25 protein-coding genes are annotated in these 23,700 nt (G+C 57.5%); 18 read left to right on the plus strand and 7 right to left on the minus strand.

From position 1 onward, the window contains the following. Nucleotides 1-11: 11 nt before the first annotated feature. Nucleotides 12-4,022, minus strand: coding sequence for a magnesium chelatase subunit H (locus SynA1825c_RS06810; RefSeq protein WP_186470864.1), 4,011 nt, complete (start codon nucleotides 4,020-4,022; stop codon nucleotides 12-14). 118 nt (nucleotides 4,023-4,140) lie between these two features. On the opposite strand from SynA1825c_RS06810, the gene dapB reads away from it, so the two are divergent. The 5 genes from dapB to SynA1825c_RS06835 are packed head-to-tail and all read left to right on the plus strand — an operon-like array spanning nucleotide 4,141 to nucleotide 7,402. Next, entirely contained in the window at nucleotides 4,141-4,992 is an 852-nt protein-coding gene (gene dapB / locus SynA1825c_RS06815) for a 4-hydroxy-tetrahydrodipicolinate reductase (RefSeq protein ID WP_186470865.1), read from the plus strand. A 6-nt stretch (nucleotides 4,993-4,998) separates the two neighbouring features. Beyond that, nucleotides 4,999-5,652 carry a hypothetical protein gene (locus tag SynA1825c_RS06820; RefSeq protein ID WP_186470866.1) on the plus strand — a complete coding sequence of 218 codons (654 nt, stop codon included), beginning with the start codon at nucleotides 4,999-5,001 and terminating at the stop codon, nucleotides 5,650-5,652. A gap of 37 nt (nucleotides 5,653-5,689) precedes the next feature. Continuing rightward, nucleotides 5,690-5,941, plus strand: coding sequence for a high light inducible protein (locus SynA1825c_RS06825; RefSeq protein WP_186470867.1), 252 nt, complete (start codon nucleotides 5,690-5,692; stop codon nucleotides 5,939-5,941). 47 nt (nucleotides 5,942-5,988) lie between these two features. After that, a complete protein-coding gene (locus SynA1825c_RS06830) occupies nucleotides 5,989-7,167 on the plus strand; it encodes an FAD-dependent monooxygenase (RefSeq protein ID WP_186471073.1) in 1,179 nt (392 codons plus the stop codon). Nucleotides 7,168-7,186: 19 nt separating this feature from the next. Next, nucleotides 7,187-7,402: a DUF2949 domain-containing protein gene (locus SynA1825c_RS06835; RefSeq protein ID WP_186470868.1), complete on the plus strand. Its 216-nt coding sequence runs from the start codon at nucleotides 7,187-7,189 to the stop codon at nucleotides 7,400-7,402. 27 nt (nucleotides 7,403-7,429) lie between these two features. On the opposite strand, the gene SynA1825c_RS06840 is transcribed toward SynA1825c_RS06835, so the two are convergent. After that, nucleotides 7,430-7,993 (minus strand): adenine phosphoribosyltransferase, encoded by a 564-nt coding sequence (locus SynA1825c_RS06840; RefSeq protein WP_186470869.1) that lies wholly within the window; start codon nucleotides 7,991-7,993, stop codon nucleotides 7,430-7,432. On the opposite strand from SynA1825c_RS06840, the gene SynA1825c_RS06845 reads away from it, so the two are divergent. From SynA1825c_RS06845 to SynA1825c_RS06855, 3 genes are all read left to right on the plus strand, one after another. Continuing rightward, complete coding sequence (locus SynA1825c_RS06845) at nucleotides 7,992-8,549, plus strand: DUF3038 domain-containing protein (protein ID WP_186470870.1); 558 nt, start codon at nucleotides 7,992-7,994, stop codon at nucleotides 8,547-8,549. The two genes, SynA1825c_RS06840 and SynA1825c_RS06845, sit on opposite strands and share 2 nt — an antisense overlap. 13 nt (nucleotides 8,550-8,562) lie before the next feature. After that, nucleotides 8,563-9,198: a DUF4335 domain-containing protein gene (locus tag SynA1825c_RS06850; RefSeq protein ID WP_186470871.1), complete on the plus strand. Its 636-nt coding sequence runs from the start codon at nucleotides 8,563-8,565 to the stop codon at nucleotides 9,196-9,198. Between the two features lie 154 nt (nucleotides 9,199-9,352). Beyond that, nucleotides 9,353-9,730 carry a hypothetical protein gene (locus SynA1825c_RS06855; protein ID WP_186470872.1) on the plus strand — a complete coding sequence of 126 codons (378 nt, stop codon included), beginning with the start codon at nucleotides 9,353-9,355 and terminating at the stop codon, nucleotides 9,728-9,730. On the opposite strand, the gene SynA1825c_RS06860 is transcribed toward SynA1825c_RS06855, so the two are convergent. Next, on the minus strand, nucleotides 9,727-10,185 hold the full coding sequence (locus SynA1825c_RS06860) for an EF-hand domain-containing protein (RefSeq protein WP_370523202.1): 459 nt from the start codon (nucleotides 10,183-10,185) through the stop codon (nucleotides 9,727-9,729). The two genes, SynA1825c_RS06855 and SynA1825c_RS06860, sit on opposite strands and share 4 nt — an antisense overlap. Nucleotides 10,186-10,426: 241 nt before the next feature. Here SynA1825c_RS06860 and SynA1825c_RS06865 point away from each other — a divergent pair, with 241 nt between their 5' ends. Next, entirely contained in the window at nucleotides 10,427-11,140 is a 714-nt protein-coding gene (locus SynA1825c_RS06865; RefSeq protein WP_186471074.1) for a response regulator, read from the plus strand. A 177-nt stretch (nucleotides 11,141-11,317) separates the two neighbouring features. Here the strand turns inward: SynA1825c_RS06865 and SynA1825c_RS06870 are convergent, their stop codons facing one another. After that, entirely contained in the window at nucleotides 11,318-12,394 is a 1,077-nt protein-coding gene (locus SynA1825c_RS06870) for a hypothetical protein (protein WP_186470874.1), read from the minus strand. A gap of 327 nt (nucleotides 12,395-12,721) precedes the next feature. Here SynA1825c_RS06870 and SynA1825c_RS06875 point away from each other — a divergent pair, with 327 nt between their 5' ends. Further along, nucleotides 12,722-14,062: an ATP-binding protein gene (locus SynA1825c_RS06875; protein WP_186470875.1), complete on the plus strand. Its 1,341-nt coding sequence runs from the start codon at nucleotides 12,722-12,724 to the stop codon at nucleotides 14,060-14,062. A 69-nt stretch (nucleotides 14,063-14,131) separates the two neighbouring features. Then, nucleotides 14,132-15,100: a polyphosphate kinase 2 gene (gene ppk2, locus SynA1825c_RS06880; protein ID WP_186470876.1), complete on the plus strand. Its 969-nt coding sequence runs from the start codon at nucleotides 14,132-14,134 to the stop codon at nucleotides 15,098-15,100. 148 nt (nucleotides 15,101-15,248) lie between these two features. Here the strand turns inward: ppk2 and SynA1825c_RS06885 are convergent, their stop codons facing one another. Continuing rightward, nucleotides 15,249-15,494, minus strand: a complete 246-nt coding sequence (locus SynA1825c_RS06885; RefSeq protein WP_186471075.1) for a hypothetical protein — start codon at nucleotides 15,492-15,494, stop codon at nucleotides 15,249-15,251. A 148-nt stretch (nucleotides 15,495-15,642) separates the two neighbouring features. On the opposite strand from SynA1825c_RS06885, the gene SynA1825c_RS06890 reads away from it, so the two are divergent. Beyond that, on the plus strand, nucleotides 15,643-15,867 hold the full coding sequence (locus SynA1825c_RS06890; protein WP_255478476.1) for a hypothetical protein: 225 nt from the start codon (nucleotides 15,643-15,645) through the stop codon (nucleotides 15,865-15,867). Between the two features lie 7 nt (nucleotides 15,868-15,874). Here SynA1825c_RS06890 and SynA1825c_RS06895 read toward each other — a convergent pair whose 3' ends face one another. Then, nucleotides 15,875-16,342: a hypothetical protein gene (locus SynA1825c_RS06895; protein WP_222930034.1), complete on the minus strand. Its 468-nt coding sequence runs from the start codon at nucleotides 16,340-16,342 to the stop codon at nucleotides 15,875-15,877. A 79-nt stretch (nucleotides 16,343-16,421) separates the two neighbouring features. Here SynA1825c_RS06895 and SynA1825c_RS06900 point away from each other — a divergent pair, with 79 nt between their 5' ends. After that, nucleotides 16,422-16,736, plus strand: a complete 315-nt coding sequence (locus SynA1825c_RS06900) for a DUF3288 family protein (RefSeq protein ID WP_186470879.1) — start codon at nucleotides 16,422-16,424, stop codon at nucleotides 16,734-16,736. Nucleotides 16,737-16,815: 79 nt separating this feature from the next. On the opposite strand, the gene rpe is transcribed toward SynA1825c_RS06900, so the two are convergent. Next, entirely contained in the window at nucleotides 16,816-17,499 is a 684-nt protein-coding gene (gene rpe / locus SynA1825c_RS06905; RefSeq protein WP_186470880.1) for a ribulose-phosphate 3-epimerase, read from the minus strand. Nucleotides 17,500-17,642: 143 nt separating this feature from the next. On the opposite strand from rpe, the gene glpX reads away from it, so the two are divergent. The 5 genes from glpX to pgl all read left to right on the plus strand — a co-directional run bounded on the left by glpX (nucleotide 17,643) and on the right by pgl (nucleotide 23,666). Next, a complete protein-coding gene (gene glpX, locus SynA1825c_RS06910; RefSeq protein WP_186470881.1) occupies nucleotides 17,643-18,647 on the plus strand; it encodes a class II fructose-bisphosphatase in 1,005 nt (334 codons plus the stop codon). A gap of 30 nt (nucleotides 18,648-18,677) precedes the next feature. Next, entirely contained in the window at nucleotides 18,678-19,991 is a 1,314-nt protein-coding gene (locus SynA1825c_RS06915; RefSeq protein ID WP_186470882.1) for a glutamyl-tRNA reductase, read from the plus strand. A gap of 133 nt (nucleotides 19,992-20,124) precedes the next feature. Continuing rightward, the gene (locus SynA1825c_RS06920; RefSeq protein WP_186470883.1) at nucleotides 20,125-21,420 is read left to right on the plus strand and encodes a glucose-1-phosphate adenylyltransferase; all 1,296 of its coding nucleotides are present in this window, start codon (nucleotides 20,125-20,127) and stop codon (nucleotides 21,418-21,420) included. A 100-nt stretch (nucleotides 21,421-21,520) separates the two neighbouring features. Further along, nucleotides 21,521-22,939 (plus strand): NADP-dependent phosphogluconate dehydrogenase, encoded by a 1,419-nt coding sequence (gene gndA, locus SynA1825c_RS06925; RefSeq protein WP_186470884.1) that lies wholly within the window; start codon nucleotides 21,521-21,523, stop codon nucleotides 22,937-22,939. Nucleotides 22,940-22,949: 10 nt separating this feature from the next. Next, complete coding sequence (gene pgl / locus SynA1825c_RS06930; RefSeq protein ID WP_186470885.1) at nucleotides 22,950-23,666, plus strand: 6-phosphogluconolactonase; 717 nt, start codon at nucleotides 22,950-22,952, stop codon at nucleotides 23,664-23,666. Nucleotides 23,667-23,700 lie beyond the last annotated feature (34 nt).

The raw sequence follows: 23,700 nt of genomic DNA on the forward strand, positions 1-23,700 counted from the left end.
GTCGCTGTGATTCAGGCTGTGGTCACTCCCTCAATGCGATCTTCAACCTCTTGATAGAGCTCTTGGAGTTGCTCGATGTTCTCGTCGGAGGTCTCCCAGTAGCCACGACCATGGACCTCGAGAAGCGTGCCAACGATCTGACGGAAGCTGTTGGGGTTCAGTTCCAGCAGACGCTTGCGCATCTCAGGGTCATTGATGAAGGTCTCGTTGGCTTCCTCATAAACAAAGTTGTCGACGGCGCCGCTGGTGGCACTCCAACCGAGGGTGAAGTTGAGGCGCTTGGCCACTTCACGGACACCTTCGTAGCCGGAGTCGAGCATGCCTTCGTACCACTTGGGATTGAGCAGCTTGGTGCGTGAATCCAGGCGGATTGTTTCACTGAGCGACCGCACTTGGGCATTGGCGGTGGTGGTGTCCGCGATGTAGCTGGTGGGAGCTTTGCCGTCGTCACGCAGACCAGCAATCAGTTTGGTGGGGTCGGAGTCGAAGTAGTGGCTCACGTCCGTGAGGGAGATCTCTGCGGAGTCCAGATTTTGGAAGGTCACATCAGCGGTCTTCATCACGTTCTCAAAGACTTCGCGCTTCTGATTCATTTCACCGGGGTTGTCGGCGTTGAACGCGAAGGTCTTGCGCGAGAGATACATCTCTTGCAGTTCGCCCTCTTCTTCCCAGGTGCTGTTCTCCACCGCGAGATTCACGTTGGAGCTGTAGCTGCCGCTGGCATTGGAGAAGACTCGGCAGGCCGCATCGCGCAGTGAAGTTCCTTCCTTTTCAGCCTGTTCGAGCGCGTGCTTGCGAACGAAGTTCTGATCGAGTGGTTCGTCGGCTTCTGCGGCCATCTTCACGGCCTGATCGATCAGGGCCATTTGATTGATGAACAGATCGCGGAACACACCAGAACAATTCACCACCACGTCGATGCGGGGGCGCCCGAGTTCCTCCAGGGGGATCAGCTCAAGCTTGTTGACGCGACCCACGGAATCGGGCATCGGTTTGACACCCACAAACCAGAGAATCTGGGCGAGCGACTCGCCGTAGGTCTTGATGTTGTCGGTACCCCAGAGCACGCAGGCAATGGTTTCAGGCCAGGTGCCTTGCTCTTCGCGCTGACGTTCAATCAGCTTGTCGACGACGCCTTTGGCTGCAGCCACCGCAGCACGGGTAGGAATGGCCTGGGGATCGAGCGCGTGGATGTTCTTGCCACTGGGCAGCACACCGGGATTGCGGATCGGATCACCACCGGGTCCGGGCAGGATGTATTCGCCGTCGAGAGCCTTGAGCAAACTCTCCATTTCCATATCAGCGCACACCTGCTCAAGGCAGAAGCGCAAATAGGCGAAGAGCTTGTCAAGTTCGGTGGAATCGATCTGAACGAAGCCCGCACTGCAACAGGCCCTCAGCCAGGGGGAAGGGAGTTTGAAGCCGAATTTGGACAGTAAATCGTAGAACCAGCCGAAGCTGTTGCGAAGACTCACCCGTCCGTCGCGGCCGGTGAGGCTGCGGACCATGGCTCCAATGGCTGCCCTGGAGGTCTCGGTGATAGTGCGATTGAGCTCTACATCCGCAAGGACGCCTTCATCGTTGCCTTTGTAGATGTCTTCGATCGTGCGACCCATGGCCTCAGCAAGCAGGCCAGGCAGGGAACGCAAGTCGTCTTCCTCGCGTTCAAGGGCAGCGATGTTCACCAGCGTTGCGATGGCTTCCTCCGCGGTTGGAGGCTTGCCGATGGTGTGAAGACCGCAGGGAAGCAGCCGGCTTTCGATCTCCATTAATTGGCGATACACCGCACCGACAAGGGCGTCGCGCCCCTCGAGTTCGAGCGCCGAGGAATCGTCATCGGGCAGGTCGACGTCTTTGTCGAGATTGCACTGACGTGCCGTTTCGATGATGGTGTTGACAATTTGCACACCACGACCGCCTTCACGCAATTGCTGGTAGGAGCCCACCAGCTCTCCGAGTTCTTTTAGGCCCTTGTAAAGACCAGCATTTTCTGCTGGAGGAGTGAGGTAGCTAATCGTGGAGGCGTAGCCCCGACGCTTGGCAATCGTGGCCTCTGAAGGGTTGTTGGCTGCGTAGTAGTAGAGGTTCGGCAGCGCACCAATCAACGAGTCGGGGTAGCAGGTTTCGCTCATGCCCATCTGTTTGCCGGGCATGAACTCCAGAGAGCCGTGGGTGCCGAAGTGCAGCACCGCATCGGCTTTCCAGATTTTTTGGAGATAGGTGTAGTAAGCCGCGAAGCCATGGTGGGGGCTCGCACTCCGGGAGTAGAGCAAGCGCATGGGATCACCCTCGTAGCCGAAGGTGGGCTGCACGCCAACGAAGACGTTGCCGAAATGGCGACCGAAGACAAGCAGGTTCTGGCCGTCACTGTTGAGATTGCCAGGTGGCTTGCCCCAGTTCTCTTCCAGACGCTCGGAATAGGGCGTCAGGCGCTCATATTCCTCCACACTCATCCGGTGGGCGATCGACAGCTCCGGTGATCCCTCCATGGCATCGGCGTCATTGATCACCGCTTCCAGCAGGGCACGGGGGTTTGGAGGCAGATCCTGCACGTCGTAGCCCTGAGCCTTCATTTCCTCCATCACGCGATGGATGGAGCCGAACACATCGAGGTAGGCCGCTGTTCCGACATTGCCCTTGTCGGGAGGGAAGCTGAAGACTGTGATGGCCAGCTTTTTCTCCGTGCGCGGCTTGATCCGCAGCGATGACCAGCGGATGGCGCGTTCCGCAATGGCATCAACTCGATCTTGCAGCGTGTGCGCTTTGCCGGTGGCGTCATCGCGACCGGAGAGGACGATCGGCTCAATGGCACCGTCGAGTTCCGGGATCGCGATCTGCAGGGCGACCTGCACCGGGTGGAGGCCTAGGTCACTGTCTTCCCATTCCTGAGTGGTCTGGAACACCAGCGGAAGAGCCACCATGTAGGGCCGATTCAACTTCTTGAGCGACTCGATGGCCTTGGGGTGATCCTGACGAGCGGGACCACCCACCAGTGCAAAACCGGTCAGCGAGACTGTGCCGTCAACCAGCGGTTGCTCTGGGTTCAGCGGGTCGTAAAAGAAGGCGTTAACTGGCTTGGAGAAGTCCAGGCCACCGCAAAAGATCGGGATCACGCGGGCACCGCGGAATTCCAGCTCCTGGATGGTGGCGACATAGTGAGCATCGTCACCGGTCACGATGTGGCTGCGCTGCAGCACCAGTCCGATCACGGGCCCTTTGCGGGCTTCTTCAGAGAGATCGGTGCGGCTCGCGGTCCAGTTGAGATATTCCTTGAGGTCCTCGAACATGGATGGTGCGAGGGGGTGCCAGATGCCCAAGTCGGGGAAGACTTCGGGTTCAGCCACCTGCATCTCGGGACGTTCCTCGCCCTCGGCAGCGGGGAACACGTATTTATCCGCAAGCATCAACAGAAAGTTGCGAAGATTGTCTGGCGTTCCGCCAAGCCAGTACTGGAAGCTGAGCATGAAGCTTCTAGCGTCCTGGGCCTTCTCAACCGGCAGATACTTCAGAACGGTCGGAAGCGTGTTCAGCAGCTTGAGCATCGCGTCCTGGAACCCGGCTCCACCGGCTTCCTTTCGCTTTTTCATGAAGCCGGCAATGGCGCTCTTGCTCTGACCGAGCTGCGCCATCGAGAAGCTACCCAATTTGTTCAGACGCATCACCTCCGGCATGGAGGGGAAGACCACCGCAGCCTTGAGACGGTCGCGGTGGGGAGCAACGGCATCCACCACCTTCTGAGCCAGATCCTCAATGAAAATCAAGGAAGCGACGAAGACATCTGCTTCGGACACGTCGCGCTTGAAATTTTCGTAGTTGGTCTCATCGCGCAGCTCCTCGATCAGGTAGCCGCAAAGATCGATGCCGAGATCACCATTGGCAGCGTTCAGAGCTGTTGCCGCCTGGGTGAGTGCATTTTGATACTGGGGCTCAAGAACCACGTACACCGCCTTCATGACGGATTTGTGGTTTTGACCCTCCACAGGAGCAACGCGGCGATCGGCGGAGCGGACCTGTGTGAACATCAGCGCACTTTTAGCTATATGAAGAACGATACGGCCGACAGGCCACCACTGCGTTATTCCACAACCTTGGTGTTACAACCCGGCTGCCCCATAGGCTCATTCGAGACCGATTTCCCGCATGAGCGCTTCTGCGAGTCCTTCAATCCCTGTGCTGGTGACCGGAGCGCTGGGGCGCATGGGAGCCGAAGTGATCCGCGCCGTGCAGGCATCGCCTGACTGCCATCTGGTGGGGGCAATCGACACGACACCTGGCAAAGAGGGTGCCGATGTCGGTGAGCTGCTGGGACTGGGGGAACTTGAGGTAGCGCTTACAGCCGACCTCGAAGGCTGTCTTTGCGCCAGCAGCCAGGCGGTGCGTGATTCGGGCCCGGGGAAGGGTGCAGTGATGGTGGATTTCACCCACCCATCAGTTGTTTACAACAACACAAGGGCTGCGATCGCTTACGGCGTGCATCCCGTGATTGGCACCACCGGCTTGTCACCTGAGCAGCTGCGGGATTTGCAGACGTTTTCTGAAAAGGCCTCGGTGGGAGGGGCTGTGATCCCCAATTTCTCGGTTGGCATGGTGCTGCTTCAGCAGGCAGCGGCCGCAGCGGCGCGCTTTTATGACCACGCTGAGCTAACGGAATTGCATCACAACCGCAAGGCGGATGCTCCCAGTGGCACTTGCATCAAGACTGCAGAGCTGATGGAAGAACTGGGAAAAACCTTCAACGCCGCGGAAGTGGATGAGCATGAGTCCCTCGAGGGCAGTCGCGGCGGTCAGCGCCCCAGCGGCCTTCGGCTCCACTCCCTTCGTCTTCCCGGGCTTGTGGCGCACCAGGAGGTGATGTTTGGGGCTCCCGGTGAGACCTATACCCTTCGCCACGACACGATCGACCGATCCGCTTATATGCCGGGGGTTCTCCTCTGTGTTCGGAAGGTTCGTCAGCTTTCGGGTCTTGTTTACGGCCTCGAACGCCTCCTTTGAGTCGTCATGCTCATTCCTCTAAGGCCCGGTGAATTGCAGCGGCTGATACCGGCGGTGGCCACGGGAACTCAGTTCCAGGCCATGGTCGGTGATCCCCGCAAAATCCTGCAGAGGCTGTTGATTTCAGGCATTGGTGGCGTGATCACGCTGTTGATCAGTCAGAGCTTGTCGTTCAACCGTTGGGGATCGGTGTGGCTCGTGGCGGGTGTAGTGCTTCTGCTCTACATCCTCTGGGGACCGATCCTTGAGGCGGGCCGCCGCAATGCCACCTTGCGGCGCTATCCCGCGGCTGCACTGTTCGAGGGAGAGGTGGTGGATGCCTACACCCGAGAGCGGGTTGAAAATCAGCGTGAGCAGGCGGACGCCAACGGCCGGTTGGAGCTCGTCGAGAATCGGCGAACCTGGATGATTCTCGAGCTGGCGGATGAAGACGGCTACCTGGGTCGCGTCAGTTTTCCAATGGCCAAAACCCATTCCGCCATTCGAGCCGGGGTGCTGATTCGTTGTCTGGTGCTGAGCGAACGCAAGGACTTTTCCCGCATCGGTGCTCTGAGTGATGCCTGGTTACCCGAGCTGAGACTTTGGGTCGGCGAGTATCCGTTTCTTTTGCGTCCGGCCTTTGAAGATTTATGCAGGCTGCGGTTGCGTAAAAGTTCTTAATAAGTAGGTTAAGCTGTGTAAAGAAGACAGGTTGAACATGTCCCAGGCTCCCTCCAATGCTCCCACCATCCGTGGTGCCAGCGTCACCACTGAAGATGGTGGCCGCCTTAATGCCTTCGCCACTGAGCCCCGCATGGAAGTCGTCGACACCGAAAGTGGCTGGGGATTCCACGACCGGGCCGAAAAGCTGAACGGTCGCATGGCCATGCTGGGCTTTATTGCGCTTCTCGCCACAGAGTTTGCCCTCGGAGGCGAAGCTTTCACGCGTGGTCTTCTTGGTATCGGCTGAACGAGTTGACTTCTGTGGTGACGATTGCTTCTCCAACGCGGGATTCAGTGGCCACCACAGATCTTCGTCGCTTTCGAATTGTCGGAGCTGGTCCTACGGGAGCACTACTGGCTCTTGGACTAGCGCGCCAAGGTCACTCAGTTGATTTGATCGACGCACTACCCCGGCAGGCATTGCTCGATCGCAGTCGTGCATACGCCATGACGCACTCGTCTCGGCGGTTGCTTCAACGCCTCGAGCTCTGGTCCGATTTGTCCCCTGAGCTCACACCCTTCACAGCGCTACGTCTTGATGATCGAGCCACCCATCAGACCGCTTGGTTCACACTGAATGATCTGAACGATGCCAACCGCAAGGCCGAAGCCATTGGTTGGATCCTTGATCATCGACCGTTGATGCGCCTGTTGCTGGACCATCTTGAGCAATCACCGCGGGTAGCGTTGCGCTTTGGCGTTGCCGACAACGCCCCCTTTGCATCCCCTGCCTCCGTCTCGGGGGAGTGGATGATTGCGGCTGATGGCCCCCGCTCCTCGCTGCGCGAACGCTCGGGGGTTCTGTATTGGTCTCATCGTTATCAGCAGGGATGTCTGACTGCCAAGGTTCGTCTGCGGGGTGCTGAACCTTTCACGGCCTACGAGTTGTTCCGGCCTGAAGGTCCGATGGCCGTTCTTCCCCTCGGAGAGGATCGCTATCAGGTCGTCTGGAGTGCGCCGATCAGTCTGTGTCGCGATCGTGCCGGGTCCAACAGCATGGAACTCCTGTCGGCTCTCACGGCCATTCTCCCGGAAGAGCTCTCGGTCACAGAACTGTTGGACCGCCCAGGGGCTTTCCCTTTGGAGTTGAGCTTCGCGCCGCGACTCGATCGTCATCGTTTGCTGCTGGTGGGTGAATCGGGGCATCGTTGCCATCCGGTCGGAGGTCAGGGGTTGAACCTCTGCTGGCGTGACGTCAGTGATCTGTTGGATTTAACCCAGCAACTGCGCAATGGAGTCTTGACATCACGCGCTCTGCCCCGCCGTTACACGCGCAGGCGGAGACTGGACCTGTTGGGTGTCCTGCTGGCAACCGATCTATTGATTCGGTTCTTCTCCAATCGTCACCTGCTGCTCTTGCCGCTCCGACGCTTGGCACTCGTCGCGCTTGCCCAGCTGGGTTGGCTCCGTCGTCTCAGTCTTTCCGCAATGACCGATGGTCCGGGCACACTGCTGAGATCACTGCCAGAGTGAGCCCAATACACTCTTCGTCATGGTCATCAGCAGTGATCCTCAACCGGCAGTGTCCAGGGCGCTGATTGACTTTCTCCACCAAAAACTCGGGTTGAGTGACAACGCCATCAATCTGGGACTCCGTCAGGCTGAGCTCGAACAGGCGCCGTTGCCTGTGGTGCTTTGGAGTTTCGGTTTGCTGAACCTGACGCAATATCAAGACGTTCTCGACTGGCAGCTGCAACAACAGTCCTGAAGGTCTCTGTGCGCTCTCCAGCGTGGATCAGCCATAGGTGATCAAGGAGTCGATCGCCACGCCTTCAGGCAGACGCTGACGACCCTCAAGATCAGCCAGTTCCACCACGAACGCGCAGCCGAGCAGTTGTCCTCCAGCACGTTCAATCAGCTGAACGCTGGCTGCCGCCGTGCCTCCGGTGGCGAGAAGGTCGTCCACCAACAAAACGCTGGAACCGTCGGCAAGAGCGTCGGCATGAATTTCCAGCCGATCGGTGCCGTATTCAAGTGAATAGTCGATGCCAACTACCTCACCTGGCAGCTTTCCGGGCTTCCGAATGGGGACGAAGCCGAGGTTTCGTCGGGTCGCAATCGCAGTCCCCACGATGAATCCTCGCGATTCAATGCCCACGATCAAATCCGGTTGGAGGCGCTCACAGATGTCGTCAAACTGACGCATGACCTCAGCCCAGCCTTCAGGAGCGCGCAGCAGAGGCGTGATGTCGCGAAACAGGATTCCTGGCTTCGGAAAGTCGGGGACATCACGAATGAACTGACGAAGATCCACAGGGTGGTGACGCGAAGGCCTCAACCCTGCCATCATCGCAGCCATGACTGAAGTCACTGCTCAGGCGGCTCCTGATCCGTCCTTGCCAGATGCCGTCCTTGGCCGTCGTGCGCTCGAGCGCCTAGATCTGCTGTTGCTCACCGTTGAGTCTCTCGATCTCAATGGTGGTGAGGCCATGCTGTGGGCCACGCGCCAACTGGGCTTCGAGTCGATCTTTCCCAATCGCGTCGAGCTCTGGAAACGTCGCTGCCACAATCCCCTGCGACGTTCCACCCGTCGGGGGCAGCTCAGTGCTGTGGAAACCGAGGCTTTGATCAGAATTCTCTGCGTCATGGCTGACAGGCTCTATCCGATGCTTCATCAGCTCTTGTCGAGTCGTGAACCGGAACACCTCACCCGCGAACGCTGGGCGCTGGTTGATCAGCGTCTTCGCGATTTGATCGAAGAACGCATGAACCCACGCCGCGGGGCGATTCAACGGTTGCTGGGCGTTGAACCTGGAGCTGCCCTCCAGCGCCAACTGGTTCTCACTCTGGCTCTGGCGTCTGGTCCCGGAGGCGTCGATCGTCTACGCGCCAGCCTTCTTGACCCCACCCCCTGAACGTTGAACGGCGATGTTGAAACAGTCTTACCGCTATGACCAAACCTCAACCCGTTTGGAGGTGGAGGGACTCCCTGACCTCTCAGCCGGTCACGGTGATCAGGCCATCGGCATCCTGTCGTCCTGGCGGTTGATGATTGTCGGCGGCACAGAAGTCGAAGGCCGACGTGAACATCTGGAATCGCTCATGCGCGTGGTGATTCCCTACGTGCGATTGCGGCTCTCCAACGTGGTCCGTTCCGTGGGAGAGGAGGGGGATCCCGTCAGAATCGTGGCAGAGGGGGTTCAGCATCGACTGGATCTGACGAGCGGTCAGGCCGATGTTCCACCTTTATCGATTCGCCTAGACGACGCGGAGCTTGCTGATCTTGTGCGCTGTCTGGATGCCCTGCGGATGGACACCCGTGTTCGCCTCGACTGGCCGTCCATCCAGCATGAACCGCTGCATCGTCGCGATCTTGTCGAACGCATCCCCCTGACGAAACGGCTGGCAACTCCTTTGCTGGGAGGAGCGACGTTTGCTGTTCTTGGTCTTGTCGCCATGCTGCTTCCAGTGCCGCAGCTTGAACCTGGTCCTCAGGAGATCACTGAACCCTTGAGCACGGAGGCTCCGATCAGCGATCCTTCACAAGAGGACGAGAAGCGTTGACCTGACGAAGGGCCTCACCAGAATGTGACGATGCGTTCAGGCCACTGATGCGTCCTCGCGGTGATTGTCGAACTGAGGCATCCAGTCAACCGTGGTTGCCGGTTGCTGTTCGGCAATGTCCATGAGGTCTCCGAACCTTCGTCCTCTGCGACCAATGTCGAAGACCCGTCGTGTGTTCACGGACCGTCAGCCTCGCCGTCAGCCATCGATTGGCAGGCAGTTTGTCGAGGGTGTGTTGTTGTTGGCCCTCGGCTCCGCAGCTCTGGCATTCCTGAGCTGGTTGCCGCAAAAGGATGAAGGCTTGCTGGTGGTCAGCGAAGCCATCGCTGACCTCATCGGCGGCATCAGTCAGCTCCTTGAAGGGCTGCTGGGACTGGCGGCAGTGATTGTTGTCGCGCTCTTGTTGGTTGGCGCTCTGTTGGCGTTGATTTCAGGCCTCATTCGCTTGTTTCGCTCGCTCAAGCGCACCTTCAGCCCGCGAGCTCCCAAGTCGGTTGCTTCCATGCCTCGCCGTCGTCGCAATCGTCGCTAAGGCGTCATGCGTGGCGCCAGAGAACGCTGGACAGTCCAGAGCTCTGTCAGCGTGAGTCCCCCATCGCCATCGAGATCGAAGCTTGTGAAATTCCTGCTCAGCCAGGGCAGAGCCTGACATTCATAGCGATCGATGCGTCCATCACCATTGCGGTCAGCCTGGTGAAAACGTTGTTGCAAGCGTGCACCGCTCGGATGGGTGCTTCTGGCTTTGAGGTCGTCCAGCAGAAGAAATCCGCGTGAATCGCGACGCTGCAGCCGTCGTTCGAGGTACGGCTGGCCCTGAACCTCATCGGACTCCAGTCGTCCATCCCCGTTGACGTCGAGCCGTACGAACATCGCTTCCATCCGTTGCCCGTAGATCTCCACCGGCCGAGGATCTGCCAAAACAGCCACAGATGACATCAGGCCCCCGATTCCGATCAGCCCAATGGCGCTCCAGCAAGATCGGTTCAAGGGCTTCAGCATCCCTTGAGCTTATGGACGCTGGGCGTGAAGGACATGTCTGAGTCGTGACAGTCCTCCGATCAGCTGTGACAGGGTCCTTTCCTGCGAGACATCGAGTGGCGAGATCCATACCATCGAATCAGCATCAAGATGGATCGAAAGCCATGGCTGTGAACCCGACGAACTGGGTGCTCGAATGATGACCTCCACCGCCAATTCTTCAGCTAAGCCCGCGGCGAAGAAACCCTCGATGATCTGGGTCGTGGACGATGATCCCGATCTGCGCCAGATGGTTGGCACGTACTTAATCGATCAGGGTTATGACGTTCGCAGTCTCAGTGATGTGAAGCAGCTTGAGGCACGCCTTGAATTTCAGCGTCCAGATCTGATTGTGCTCGACCTGATGATGCCCGGAGATGACGGTCTCACCGCGCTGCGTCGTCTGCGGGATGCTGGCGATGATCTTCCTGTCGTGATGCTCACGGCGCGTGGTGATGGAGTGGATCGCATCATTGGACTGGAACAGGGCGCAGATGACTACCTGGCCAAGCCGTTCCTACCCCGTGAGCTGTCGGCCCGCATCGAGGCGGTGCTGAGGCGTCGCAGTGCGCTTCCCGCCGGGACGCCGTTGGCTGAGGGTGGTGATGTGGTGTTCGGTGAAAATGTGCTGGACCTTGCCGCACGGACGCTGATGCGCGAAGGACAGCCTGTGGTGATCACCAGTGGTGAATTCAGCTTGTTGGCCGCTTTTGTTCAGCATCCCCATCGTCCGCTGTCTCGCGAACGGCTGATTGAGCTAGCTAGGGGTCCCGGTTGCGACACCGATAGCCGCAGCATGGACGTGCAGGTCTCCAGGGTGCGCAAGTTGGTGGAACCTGACCCGACCAGGCCGCGCTATCTGCAGACCGTCTGGGGATACGGTTATGTGTTTGTTCCGGATGGCGAGCCTCGTACGAGGCATTGATCCACCAGGTTCAATCAGCGTGACGCGTCAGCATCATTGCGTTGCTTTGATCGTTGTCCGTGAATTGCGAACACAAAAAACGATTTCGATGATATCAACATCCAGGTTTGTCAACACATCAAGCGCAATGAGTTGCGCTTGATGTGTTGCCTTGAGATCCCTCCCGATGATCATCACTTAGGTCTGATTAGAGGGCACTGGACGTTGCCACCGCCAGGACGCTAAACCCAAGCCTGCAAAGGCAATAGCAAGGAGGCCCAACGCTTCTCGAATGCCAAACAATTCACCTGTCACTCCCATCGCTAAGCCTCCAAAAACACCGGCGATCGTGTTTGAGCGACCGATGATGTCGAAGCGTCGTGCAGGATTTCCGTAGGGCTGAAGATGATCAACAAGTTCAAGCTGAATTCTCGCAATCGAAGCACCTAACGGCATGAAGAGAACAACGTCAAGCCATATCGGAGTGTTTGGATGTGCCGCCAGAAAAATCAAGATCGCGCACAAACCGTAGTAAGAGTCAGTCTTCATTTTTAGAAGAAGACGCTTCTGAAATACGCGACCGAGCATGAACGAACCGATGATCCAGGAGAGATCAACTGAATCTCCTCCTTTAATTTGGAGGACCCACAAGGGCAGCAGAGAAAAGAGAGCGCCGTCCGCCCAACCGTTCAATAGGCTCCATCGTTCCAACGGTGGAACGCCCTTTTTGATCTCTGTTTGATTGGGTGATGCTTGTGACTGCTTTTTGTTCTCTCGATCGGCAAGCCAGGCAACGGGAAGCATCAGCAACAGTGTCGGTGGTAAGAGTTTGAAAGCTGGGTAAATAATCCCTCCCAGGAATGTTCCAGTAACCCCTCCTATATCCTTGCCTTGAAGAACTTGTTGATTTGTGATTCCTTCGCTTGTTTGTGTAAATCCTATGATTACTGCGTCACTCTTGGTGATTCCTAGTGATGCGAGCTGAGCACTGAAAAAGGTCAAGAAAATCAAGGCTGCTTTATTGCCGAAGTCGAAATACATACCAATGACAACAACTTCAAATAGGATTGCTGCTATTGTAAAAAAGAACAGGCCTCGGCGGCTTCGCTGAAGCGGTAATATTGCAGAAATACTCCGAGGTAAGATTAACAGGCTATTGATCATTGGGGAGGGGCTGAGTTCTGCTAGAACCCATGCCGTACTCAAATTAAAAATACTCATCGATGCCCTCCAGCTGCTAAGACAGAGCATTGTCTGAAGGACCTTCGCTGTCATGAGTTAATTGCTAGGTATGGATGAATTCAATTCTCTGCAGATTCAAGGAGATGAATTTGGCTATCATTGTAGTGGCACGATCCATCGTTGTCTCAGAGTCGGATTGCCCGTTGAAGTTGAGATGTTAAGGATGTCGTGGATCTTGTGCCTCAAATTGAGGGTTCTCCTCTCAGATGGTCGTTGACTTCAACCCGCCTAACAGTGATCACTTTCCGAACAATTTCGCTGGTTTCCCACACCGTGCACAAAGCGGGACTACAGATCGAGAGTGTTGTCGTTTTTGATCGGTCAATCCGATCGCTCTGATTCCCGCAGGACTGTCACCCGATGCCCTCACGTCCATGGCAGAAACGTCTGAGAGCACTGGTTGTTTGGGGTGGCCTGGCGGTTGGTAGTTCAGCGTTCTGTTTGGTGATGCTGCAGGCCCTGTTTGGCCGGCAACTGGAGCAATTGCAGACCATTCAGCTCGGCCGAGAACTGGCGTTGAACGTGCGCCTCACTGAATTGGCCTTGGAGCGCTACCCACCCCATTTGGTGGCGGAGCTCACCGGTCTTGATCTCAAGGTGGCGGTTCGACCGAAACCCCCTGCAGTCCCTCCATCGGCAGGCTTCAAACGTCAAGCTGACGCCTTGCAACAGCAGTTGTGTCGGCGGTTATCCCACTGCCCGATGGTGTTGCCCGACCGAGCTGCTCGGGGCGAAAGGCGCGTGTGGATCGAACTGATTTCCCCACTGGAACCGATCTGGTTGCGGGTGGATGTGCCGTCGATGATGCGCTGGCCGCCTGAGCCGACGCTGCTCGGCCTGTCTTTGGTCGTCGCTGGGGTGATCTGCGGTGGTCTGTTCTTGCTCATCGAGGTGGAGGCGCCCCTGCGTGGTCTGGAGAAGGCACTGTCCAGAGTCGGTGAGGGCGAGGATCCGGATGCCGTTCCCTCCCGCGGAGCTCCCGAGGTGCAGCGCCTCACCCGGCGGTTCAATGCGATGGTGCAGAGGCTGGCTCAGAACCGCCGCGAGCGAGCCACCATGCTTGCTGGGATTGCTCACGATCTCCGCGCGCCAATCACCCGGCTGCAGTTCCGCCTGTCCATGCCACAGCTTTCAGCGGATGAACGCGAACGCTGCGCTGGTGACCTGCAATCTTTAGAGAGAATTACTGGTCAGTTCCTGCTGTTTGCCGGGGGAGGTGACAGCGAAACCTCCGTTGAGGTTCCCCTCGATCAGTTGTTGGCTGAAGTGGCCAGCAGTCATCCGGCCGATCAGTTGCAGTTGCAGTTGGCCTCGATCAGTCTCTTGGTGAAACCCGTCGCCCTCGGCCGTGCAGTCGCCAACTTGATCGACAACGCCTTTTCCTACGGCGCAGCTCCGGTGATTCTCAAGTTGCATGCGCTCGATGATCGCTGCTGCATCGAGGTTTGGGATCAGGGCGAAGGTATGCCCGCTCAGCAATGGGACGAGGCCCTCCAACCGTTCCATCGTCTGGATTCGTCCCGAGGTCAGCAAGGCCATTGCGGTCTTGGCCTGGCCATTGTTGCCCACGTCGCCCGTTTGCATGGCGGGCAACTGGAGTGTCTGTCCGCGCAAGCTGGTCAGAATCCTGGCACTTTTGCCATTCGCCTCAGTTTGCCCCTGCCGATGAGCCAGTCCGAGATCGGGCCGGTGGAAATCTGAGAAAAACCGGCGCACTCGGACGCTTCACGCGTCCAGGCCCTCCAATGGGGATAGGAATGATCTGCGGCCATGGGTCAGAAGCGCAAAGACAAAGCCAAAGCCAAGGACAAGAAACACAGCGAACCCAGCAAGGACAAGGCTGCGGCCAAGATTTCTCACCATGGTCTGGACAGCCTGGGTGGCAGTGAGCGCGAGATTGACCACCCAGCTGAGCTGTTGGATGACTTGCTGGAAGGTGGTCAACAAAAACGGCAGCGCTTGAATAAGAAGCTCTACGAGTCGGAACTGGTCCGCCTCCAGACGGAACTGGTGAAAATGCAGTACTGGATCCGAGACACCGGTTATCGGATGATTGTGTTGTTTGAGGGGCGTGATGCTGCCGGAAAAGGGGGCACGATCAAACGGCTGACGGAACCACTCAATCCACGTGGTTGCAGAGTTGTTGCTCTCGGAACGCCAACAGAACGCCAGAAAAGTCAGTGGTATTTCCAGCGTTATGTGGAACATTTCCCTGCAGCAGGAGAGATCGTTGTCTTTGATCGCAGTTGGTATAACCGGGCCGGTGTGGAACGGGTGATGGGGTTCTGTACGCCAGAACAAGTCGAGCAATTCCTGGAAGATGCGCCCAAGTTTGAACGCATGCTTGTGAGAAGCGGAATTCTGCTGTTGAAGTATTGGTTTTCGGTGAGTGACACCGAGCAGGAAATTCGCTTTCAATCCCGGATTGATGATCCCACCCGTCGATGGAAGCTGAGCCCCATGGACCTTGAAGCGCGCAATCGCTGGGTCGACTTTTCAAGGGCGAAAGACGAGATGTTCAACCGCACCAACATTCCTGAGGCCCCCTGGTTCACTGTGGAAGCAGACGACAAACGACGGGCACGCCTCAACTGTCTCCGTCATGTGCTCGGCAAAGTGCCTTGGGAAGACATGACCCCGCCAGCGATTGAATTGCCTCCACGACCGAAACAAGGTGATTACACCAGGCCACCCATCAATGAACAATTCTTCGTGCCGAATACGTATCCCTATTCATAAATAACTCCATGGATGACATGGTCGTCTGAATGATTGATTAAACGCAAACGCCTGCTGCTGGTGCGAAAACATCAACGCTTTTGAAGGTTGTGGTGCCAAGCCCGTATGCATGGTTTGAGACTTGGTGAATGCACAGCAATGTTTGGATTCAGTCCCGCATGCGTCGTGCATCAATGATGCGTGCCAACTCGAGCATGTAACCGGCCGTGCACCAGCGCCCATGATTGCGCGCACGGTTTTCCAGATCGGATCGGATCTCAGCTGTTTCAGCCATCAGCAGGTCCAGTTCGGACAGGCTGAGGTCGTAGAGCTCCTGCAGTTCCACTTCCCGCCCGAGCAGATGGCTGCGAAACCACTTTCTCGGTTCCTCCTGACCTGGAACATCGCGTCTCATGGTGGTGATGCTGCTCCTGTCGTCACTCCAGTAGAGCGCAGCATCACTCGAAGAATCGCGTGACTGGCCCGCCATGTTGATGCATTTGATTGCTGGCTTTGCATCAACCGCAGCCGCACGTCCACACGCTTTCTTGCAAACTGCGCGCATGAATCACTTCACGATGCAGCAACTTCTGGGTCTACGCCTAGAGGCTTTGGCTCGCGACCACCACGACGTGGCGGCGATGAGGGCCAGCATCCAGCGGACACCCGACTCACTGGTCAAGGAGCTGATGGACACTCACGGTTGGGCGGCCCATGAGGCGTTGTCAGCAGTAGAACAGCTTCAGGCCAAGGCGTTGCAATCCACCTCCGAACAGGCCGCTACTTAGAGCACCTTTAATTGCTTGGAAGCGAAGTGGTTGGTAGCGATTCGGAATCCCTCCAGACGGCAGAATCTGGATCCCACACCGATTTCGCGTAGGTGCCGCGCAGTTGTCGTTGCGGCCTCTGAATGTTCAGTTGTTGATGGCAAGCTTTCGCGACCTGGATGGAGACGCGGTGAAACGTTGTCCAGGCAACGAGCTGATGGCCATCCCAGACGGGCGGCAGGCCAGTTGTTTCAAACATTTCGTTGAACTGATCGAAATGCCTCTGCAGGTCTTCAGGCTGGAGTTGATGCTCTGGTTGTGCGGTTTTCAGTGACTGTTTGAACGGTGCTTGATCCATGCACTGTTCAAAACGGGCGGTCAACTGGGTTTGGCGACTCCAGGCTTGCTGCCCTGCGGCACTAGCCAAGAGCAGCACGATCAAGGCCACGCCAGCAGCAAGGACGAGGGGGGTTCGCTGACGGGAGGTGTTTGACATATCCCGTGCTTGGCTGCTCGACACAGTCAGTGTGACGCTCATCCGCGTTGCGTTTCGTTGTCCTTGATGCCTGTTTCTGATGAGTGAAAACGCCGAACAGACCCATCCTTTGTATGCATCGGATCGCGATCTTGTGGATGCTCTGCTGGGGCATCAGGGCGATCCAGGACCTGAGCAACTCACCGTTGCCGCTCGCTTGGTGATGCGTTACGGCGACTTCCCCGGGGCTGATGACATCAAAGCCGACATCCAGAAGGTGGTGTCCTCTTGGGGGTTCGATGCCCAGACCCTCAATCTTCGCTGCCGTGAGATCTGGGCCAGCGGCTGGAAGCCTGGTCAACAGCTCGATGGTGATCTCGGGTCTGGCGCCGATGTGTCTGATCAGGATGGTTAACGAACGCGGGCTCTCCAGGTCATCAAAAAAGGCTCTTCCCAGGAAGAGCCTTGCAGGGTTGTGATCAGTAGCCGAAGGCTCAGACCAGCGCAGGCTCGGGGCACTTGCTGTCGCGAATGCCTTGGATCGCGGCTGCGTAGTCGGATTGATTGAACACTCCGGAACCGCTCACAATCGCGTTGGCGCCAGCTTCGATCACCTTCCAGGCATTGGCGCCTTTGATGCCACCATCCACTTCGATCCAGGGATCGAGACCGCGCTCATCGCACATGCGGCGCAGATCACGGATTTTCTGCACTTGGTTCTCAATGAAGCTTTGACCGCCGAAGCCGGGGTTGACGCTCATGATCAGCACCAGATCGCACAGCTCGAGGCAGTACTCGAGAGTGTCGAGAGGGGTGCCGGGGTTCAACACCGCGCCGGCCATTTTGCCGAGATCCTTGATCTGGGCCAGGTTGCGGTGCAGGTGAGGGCACGCTTCGACCTGCACCGAAATGATGTCCGCACCCGCTTTGGCGAAATCGGGGACGTACTTTTCGGGCTCCACGATCATCAGGTGCACATCCAGAGGCTTGGTCGTCACCGGACGGAGGGCCTCAACGATCAGGGGGCCGATGGTGATGTTGGGCACGAAGCGACCATCCATCACGTCGACATGAATCCAGTCGGCACCGGCCTGATCCACTGCCTTCACTTCCTCACCCAAGCGGGCGAAATCCGCTGAAAGAATGGATGGAGAGACCACCAGTGACTTGGTGCTCATGGCGAGTTCAGGCTGTGGAACGGGACGATTGTAAAGAGCGTTGTAGACGCTGATACAGTGAGCCGCGCTGACGAGTGAAAAGCCCTGTGGCACCAAGCCCTGTGAGCTGATCCTCACCGCATCAAGTTCCCCGCCGCACACCAGTGGATCGCACTCTCATCCAGGAAATTCTCGAGGTCGTTGAGCAGGCAGCTATCGCCTCCGCCCGCCTCACAGGTCTCGGTCAGAAGGATGAGGCAGATGCCGCTGCCGTGGAAGCCATGCGTCAGCGCATGGGCCAGATCCAGATGCAAGGCCGCATCGTGATTGGTGAAGGCGAGCGTGACGAAGCTCCCATGCTTTACATCGGCGAGGAAGTTGGAAGCGGCACGGGGCCTGGTGTTGATTTCGCAGTTGACCCCTGTGAGGGCACCAACCTCTGTGCGAACAACCAGCGTGGCTCCATGGCTGTTCTCGCTGCTTCCGACCGCGGCGGTCTCTTCAATGCCCCCGACTTTTACATGAAGAAGCTGGCTGCTCCTCCGGCCGCCAAAGGCAAGGTGGACATCCGCAAGTCGGCCACCGAGAACATCAAGATTCTCAGCGAATGCCTCGGACTGGCCGTTGAAGAGCTCACCATCGTGGTGATGGACCGTGCGCGTCACAAGGACTTGATTGCTGAGATTCGTGCCACCGGAGCCCGTGTTCAGCCCATCTCCGACGGTGATGTGCAAGCGGCGATTGCCTGCGGTTTCGCCGGCACCGGAACCCACTGCCTGATGGGCATCGGTGCGGCTCCTGAAGGCGTGATCTCCGCGGCTGCCATGCGCGCCCTCGGTGGTCACTTCCAGGGACAGCTGGTGTACGACCCGGCTGTGGCTCAAACTAAGGAATGGGCCGATCTCACCAAAGAGGGCAATCTTGCTCGCCTGGCCGAGATGGGCATTTCTGATCCCGACAAGATCTACGAAGCTGACGAGTTGGCTTCCGGTGAGCACGTGGTTTTCGCTGGCAGCGGCATTACCGATGGACTGCTGTTCCACGGCGTGAAATTCGAGCGGGATTGCACCCGTACCAGCAGCTTGGTGATCAGCAATCTCGACGACACCTGCCGTTTCACCAACACGGTTCACATCAAGGATGGCGCCCAGAGCATTGCTCTGAGCTGACCGTTCCTTTCAACTACCAGGGATTCCCCCATGCACATTGCCGTTGTCGGCCTCAGTCATCGAACGGCACCGGTTGAAGTGCGTGAGAAGCTCAGCATCCCTGAGCAGACCATGGAGGAATCCCTGCAGAATCTGCGGGGACATGACCAGGTGCTGGAGGCCTCGATCCTCAGCACCTGCAACCGCCTTGAGATTTACACCCTTGTTCGCAACCCCGAACTCGGCATTTCAGCTGTTAGGGAGTTCTTGAGTGGTCACTCCGGTCTGGAGACCGGAGATCTCAAACCTCATCTGTTCACTTACCACCATGAAGATGCGGTGGCGCACCTGCTCAGGGTGGCTGCCGGTCTTGACAGCCTTGTTCTTGGAGAAGGGCAGATCCTCTCCCAGGTCAAGAAGATGATGCGCTTGGGGCAGGAGCACAAGTCGCTCGGGCCCATCCTCAACCGACTGCTCACGCAGGCTGTCAGCACGGGCAAGCGCGTGCGCAGTGAGACCAATCTGGGCACCGGTGCGGTGTCGATCAGTTCGGCGGCCGTTGAACTGGCCCAGCTGAAGCTCGGCCAGAGCCGTGGTGTTGATGATCTCGTCTCCCTGGACGGCGAGCAGGTGGCTGTTGTCGGAGCAGGCCGGATGAGTCGCTTGCTTCTGCAACACCTCAAGGCGAAAGGCGCGTCCGGTGTGGTGGTGCTGAACCGCACCATGTCTCGGGCTGAAGCCCTTGCAGCTGATTTTTCAGATCTCCCAGTGCAATGTCGGCCTTTGGATGATCTGGATCACTGTTTGAGCACCTGCTCTCTCGTGTTCACCAGCACAGCAGCTGATGATCCGATCATCGATGCCACGCGCTTACAACGCTTGAATCGTCGCAGTTCCCTGCGTTTGATCGATATCGGCGTTCCCCGCAACATCGCTGCGGATGTGGAGGGACTCTCCGGTGTCGAGGCCTTCGACGTTGACGATCTCAAAGAGGTTGTTGAGCGCAACCAGGAAGCCCGTCAACAGGTCGCTCGAGAAGCTCAAGGACTTCTGGATCAGGAGAGTCGATTGTTCCTCGAATGGTGGGACAGCCTGGAAGCCGTACCCACCATCAACAGGCTTCGCTCTTCACTCGAGTCGATCCGTGCCGAAGAGTTGCAGAAGGCGTTGAGTCGCATGGGCCCCGATTTCTCGGCCCGTGAGCGCAAAGTTGTTGAAGCCCTCAGCAAAGGAATCATCAATAAGGTTCTGCACACCCCAGTGACCGCGCTTCGTGCTCCTCAACAACGCAGTGAACGGCAGAATTCACTTTTGGTTGTGGAGCGACTTTTTGATCTCGCACAGGATGAAGATCAAGATCGCTAACGCTCAGCAAGGTCTCTCTGTTGCTTGTCTAAATCTGATTCCCAGCAGTCTTGGTTGATCTGGTCCAAAGGTGTGCTGAGATCAGGAAAAGTCCGGTAGGTTTACCCCCGCAAAGCCGATCTTCGGGGGCGGCATGAAGCGCGTTCTGGCCATCATTCTCGGGGGAGGTGCGGGGACGCGTCTCTACCCACTCACCAAGATGCGGGCCAAGCCAGCTGTGCCGCTGGCAGGCAAATATCGTCTGATTGATATCCCGATCAGCAACTGCATCAATTCGGACATCAACAAGATGTACGTGATGACGCAGTTCAACAGTGCGTCACTCAATCGGCACCTCAGCCAAACCTTCAACCTCAGCAATTCTTTCGGCGGTGGTTTTGTCGAAGTCCTCGCTGCTCAACAGACACCCGACAGTCCCTCTTGGTTTGAGGGCACGGCTGATGCGGTCCGCAAGTACCAGTGGTTGTTCCAGGAATGGGATGTCGATGAATACCTGATCCTTTCCGGTGATCAGCTGTATCGCATGGACTACAGCCTTTTCATTGAGCACCACCGCAGGACCGGCGCAGATCTCACCGTTGCGGCCTTGCCGGTTGACCCCGCTCAAGCCGAGGCTTTCGGGCTGATGCGAACGGATGGAGATGGCAACATCCTTGAATTCCGTGAAAAGCCGAAGGGTGACTCGTTGCGGGAGATGGCCGTTGACACCTCCCGGTTTGGCTTGAGTTCCGAGTCCGCCAAAGAGCGCCCTTATCTGGCGTCGATGGGGATTTATGTCTTCAGTCGCAAGACGCTGTTCGACCTGCTGGATACGAACACCGACCACAAGGATTTCGGCAAAGAAGTTATTCCTGCATCACTGGCACGCGGTGACAAGCTCCAGAGCTATGTCTTCGACGACTACTGGGAGGACATCGGCACGATTGGTGCGTTCTATGAAGCCAACCTTGCTCTGACGCTGCAGCCAAAGCCTCCTTTCAGCTTCTACGACGAGAAGTTCCCCATCTACACCCGTCCCCGTTACCTGCCGCCTAGCAAGTTGGTGGATGCACAGATCACCAACTCGATTGTGGGTGAGGGTTCGATTCTCAAATCTTGCAGTGTTCATCACTGCGTGCTTGGTGTGCGCAGTCGCCTCGAATCCGATGTGGTGCTCCAGGACACGCTGGTGATGGGTGCCGATTTCTTTGAATCCAGCGAAGAACGTGCTGTTCTTAGTGAGCGTGGGGGGATTCCTCTCGGTGTGGGGCAAGGCACCACCGTGAAGCGAGCCATCCTTGACAAAAATGCCCGGATTGGTCGAAACGTCACCATCGTCAACAAGGATCACGTTGAAGAAGCGGATCGAGCAGAGCTCGGTTTCTACATCCGCAACGGAATCGTCGTCGTGGTGAAAAACGCCTCGATTGCCGATGGAACCGTGATCTGATTTCTTGATCTGATTCCTCATTCCTGACACACATTGACCATGTTGCAGCCGACTTCGGTTGCCGTGGTCACACTGTGGGCACTGCAGTGTTCAGCTGACCATGTCCAAGGCCCATTTCGGTTTGATTGGTCTCGGCGTGATGGGGGAAAACCTAGTCCTCAATGCCGAGAGCAATGGCTTCTCCAGTGTTGTCTACAACCGCACCTACGCCAAAACTGAAGAATTTCTAGAGGGACGTGGTGCTGGTAAAAACATCCAGGGCGCAACGGATTTAGCGGACTTCGTTAACAAATTGGAACGGCCCCGCCGCATCTTGATGATGGTCAAGGCCGGCGGCCCAGTGGATGCCGTGATCGAGCAGATCTCTCCCCTGCTCGAGCAGGGTGATTTGCTCATCGATGGTGGTAACTCCGAATATCACGACACCGAACGTCGTGTCGCCGAGCTGGAAAGCAAGAGCTTCGGTTTCATCGGCATGGGTGTTTCCGGCGGCGCTAAGGGAGCGCTGGAGGGCCCGAGCATGATGCCGGGCGGAACAAAAGCCTCTTACGACGCCATCGAGAGCTTGGTGACCAAGATGGCGGCCCAGGTCGACGATGGTCCTTGTGTCACCTACATCGGCCCGGGTGGATCAGGCCATTTTGTGAAGACCGTCCATAACGGCATTGAATACGGCATTGAGCAGATCCTTGCGGAGGGGTACGACCTGATGAAACGGGTCGGTGGCATGACCGGGACGCAGATGGCCGATGTGTTTGCTCACTGGAATAACACTGAGGAACTTGCCTCTTACCTGGTGGAGATCACGGAGGTTTGTCTCCGCACTAAAGACCCCGAAGATGGTGCTGATCTCGTCGAAAAGATTCAAGACAAGGCTGGCCAGAAAGGAACGGGGCTCTGGACTGTGGTGAGCGCGCTTCAGATGGGTGCTTCCGTCCCAACGATTTATGCGTCACTCAATGGTCGGGTGATGAGCTCCATGAAGGATCAACGCGTCAAGGCGGAATCCATCCTTCAGGGCCCTGCCATTCAGCCCTTCGACATGGGCACTCCGGCCGATGGCATGGCTCCCCTGATGGATGCCATGGTTCTGGCCTGCATGGCTAGTTACGCCCAGGGCATGGAACTGCTCCGCATCGCGTCTGCCGAGCATGACTACAACCTGCACATGCCTTCGATCGCGCAGATCTGGAAGGGGGGGTGCATCATCCGTGCCCGTCTTTTGCAGCGCATCCAGGATGCTTTCAACGCCGATCCTCAGCTCGCCAATCTCCTCATCGACCCCTGGTTTGCCGATCAGGTGAATCGTCGTCTTCCCGGGTTGGCGACGATTGTGGCGGGCGCAGCAGCGGCCGGTGTCCCGGTGCCTTGTCTGAGCAGCACCCTCGATTACATCAATAGCTACCGCACCGCTCGTCTCCCCCAAAACCTCGTGCAGGCCATGCGGGATTGCTTCGGCTCCCACACCTACGAGCGGGTTGATAAAGACGGCAGCTTCCACACCGAGTGGTTGGACTGAGGTCGGGCCCATGAGCGCTTATCGCATTGAACGGGCCGAGTCCAAAGAGGCTCTCGCCCGGCGCGCTGCTGAGCACATCGGTGCTGCCATCGATCTTGCCCTTGATCAGCGGGACAGGGCGCAGGTTGCCTTGTCCGGTGGAACCACGCCAGCTCAGGCCTATGCCTTGCTTGCTCATGAGCACCTCCCATGGGATCGGGTGGATGTGCTGCTTGGCGATGAACGTTGGGTGGCAGCTGACGATGAATCCAGCAACGCCCGCATGCTTCGTCAAACCTTGCTGACATCGGGGCAGCCCGGAGCCAAAGCCTGCTTCCATCCAGTTCCGACCATTTCACTGCCGTCGGCAGAAGCAAGTGCTGACGCTTTCTCAGATCTTCTGGGCACCATCTGTGATGGTCAACCGCCTGTCTTCGATCTCATGCTTCTGGGCCTTGGCGATGACGGGCATACCGCGTCCCTGTTTCCCGGCACGGATGCACCAACGGTTTGCGATCGCTGGACCACCGTCGGTCGTGGCAAGGGCCTGGATCGGATCACCCTGACGGCGCCCGTGCTCAGTGCAGCTCGCCAGGTGGTGTTTCTGGTGAGTGGTGAAGGCAAACGTCAGGCGCTGTCGCGTCTGCTCGATCCCGATGAGTCGCCGGAACGCACACCTGCCAAGCTGGTGCAACCGGGATCCGAAATCCTGGTGCTTGCTGATCAGGCTGCTTCCGAAGGTCTTTGACGATTCCCCCCTCTCAGCCCGCGCCTGAAATCAG

This window comes from Synechococcus sp. A18-25c (genome assembly GCF_014280035.1).
Taxonomy (GTDB): domain Bacteria; phylum Cyanobacteriota; class Cyanobacteriia; order PCC-6307; family Cyanobiaceae; genus Synechococcus_C.

Bases quoted from the DNA above. Each gene is read 5' to 3' on its own strand.
- SynA1825c_RS06810 (WP_186470864.1), bottom strand. From the start codon at position 4,022: ATGTTCACACAGGTCCGCTCCGCCGATCGCCGCGTTGCTCCTGTGGAG.
- dapB (WP_186470865.1), top strand. From the start codon at position 4,141: ATGAGCGCTTCTGCGAGTCCTTCAATCCCTGTGCTGGTGACCGGAGCG.
- SynA1825c_RS06820 (WP_186470866.1), top strand. From the start codon at position 4,999: ATGCTCATTCCTCTAAGGCCCGGTGAATTGCAGCGGCTGATACCGGCG.
- SynA1825c_RS06825 (WP_186470867.1), top strand. From the start codon at position 5,690: ATGTCCCAGGCTCCCTCCAATGCTCCCACCATCCGTGGTGCCAGCGTC.
- SynA1825c_RS06835 (WP_186470868.1), top strand. From the start codon at position 7,187: ATGGTCATCAGCAGTGATCCTCAACCGGCAGTGTCCAGGGCGCTGATT.
- SynA1825c_RS06845 (WP_186470870.1), top strand. From the start codon at position 7,992: ATGACTGAAGTCACTGCTCAGGCGGCTCCTGATCCGTCCTTGCCAGAT.
- SynA1825c_RS06840 (WP_186470869.1), bottom strand. From the start codon at position 7,993: ATGGCTGCGATGATGGCAGGGTTGAGGCCTTCGCGTCACCACCCTGTG.
- SynA1825c_RS06850 (WP_186470871.1), top strand. From the start codon at position 8,563: ATGTTGAAACAGTCTTACCGCTATGACCAAACCTCAACCCGTTTGGAG.
- SynA1825c_RS06855 (WP_186470872.1), top strand. From the start codon at position 9,353: ATGTCGAAGACCCGTCGTGTGTTCACGGACCGTCAGCCTCGCCGTCAG.
- SynA1825c_RS06865 (WP_186471074.1), top strand. From the start codon at position 10,427: ATGATCTGGGTCGTGGACGATGATCCCGATCTGCGCCAGATGGTTGGC.
- SynA1825c_RS06870 (WP_186470874.1), bottom strand. From the start codon at position 12,394: ATGACAGCGAAGGTCCTTCAGACAATGCTCTGTCTTAGCAGCTGGAGG.
- SynA1825c_RS06875 (WP_186470875.1), top strand. From the start codon at position 12,722: ATGCCCTCACGTCCATGGCAGAAACGTCTGAGAGCACTGGTTGTTTGG.
- ppk2 (WP_186470876.1), top strand. From the start codon at position 14,132: ATGGGTCAGAAGCGCAAAGACAAAGCCAAAGCCAAGGACAAGAAACAC.
- SynA1825c_RS06885 (WP_186471075.1), bottom strand. From the start codon at position 15,494: ATGAGACGCGATGTTCCAGGTCAGGAGGAACCGAGAAAGTGGTTTCGC.
- SynA1825c_RS06890 (WP_255478476.1), top strand. From the start codon at position 15,643: ATGAATCACTTCACGATGCAGCAACTTCTGGGTCTACGCCTAGAGGCT.
- SynA1825c_RS06895 (WP_222930034.1), bottom strand. From the start codon at position 16,342: ATGTCAAACACCTCCCGTCAGCGAACCCCCCTCGTCCTTGCTGCTGGC.
- SynA1825c_RS06900 (WP_186470879.1), top strand. From the start codon at position 16,422: ATGAGTGAAAACGCCGAACAGACCCATCCTTTGTATGCATCGGATCGC.
- rpe (WP_186470880.1), bottom strand. From the start codon at position 17,499: ATGAGCACCAAGTCACTGGTGGTCTCTCCATCCATTCTTTCAGCGGAT.
- SynA1825c_RS06915 (WP_186470882.1), top strand. From the start codon at position 18,678: ATGCACATTGCCGTTGTCGGCCTCAGTCATCGAACGGCACCGGTTGAA.
- SynA1825c_RS06920 (WP_186470883.1), top strand. From the start codon at position 20,125: ATGAAGCGCGTTCTGGCCATCATTCTCGGGGGAGGTGCGGGGACGCGT.
- gndA (WP_186470884.1), top strand. From the start codon at position 21,521: ATGTCCAAGGCCCATTTCGGTTTGATTGGTCTCGGCGTGATGGGGGAA.
- pgl (WP_186470885.1), top strand. From the start codon at position 22,950: ATGAGCGCTTATCGCATTGAACGGGCCGAGTCCAAAGAGGCTCTCGCC.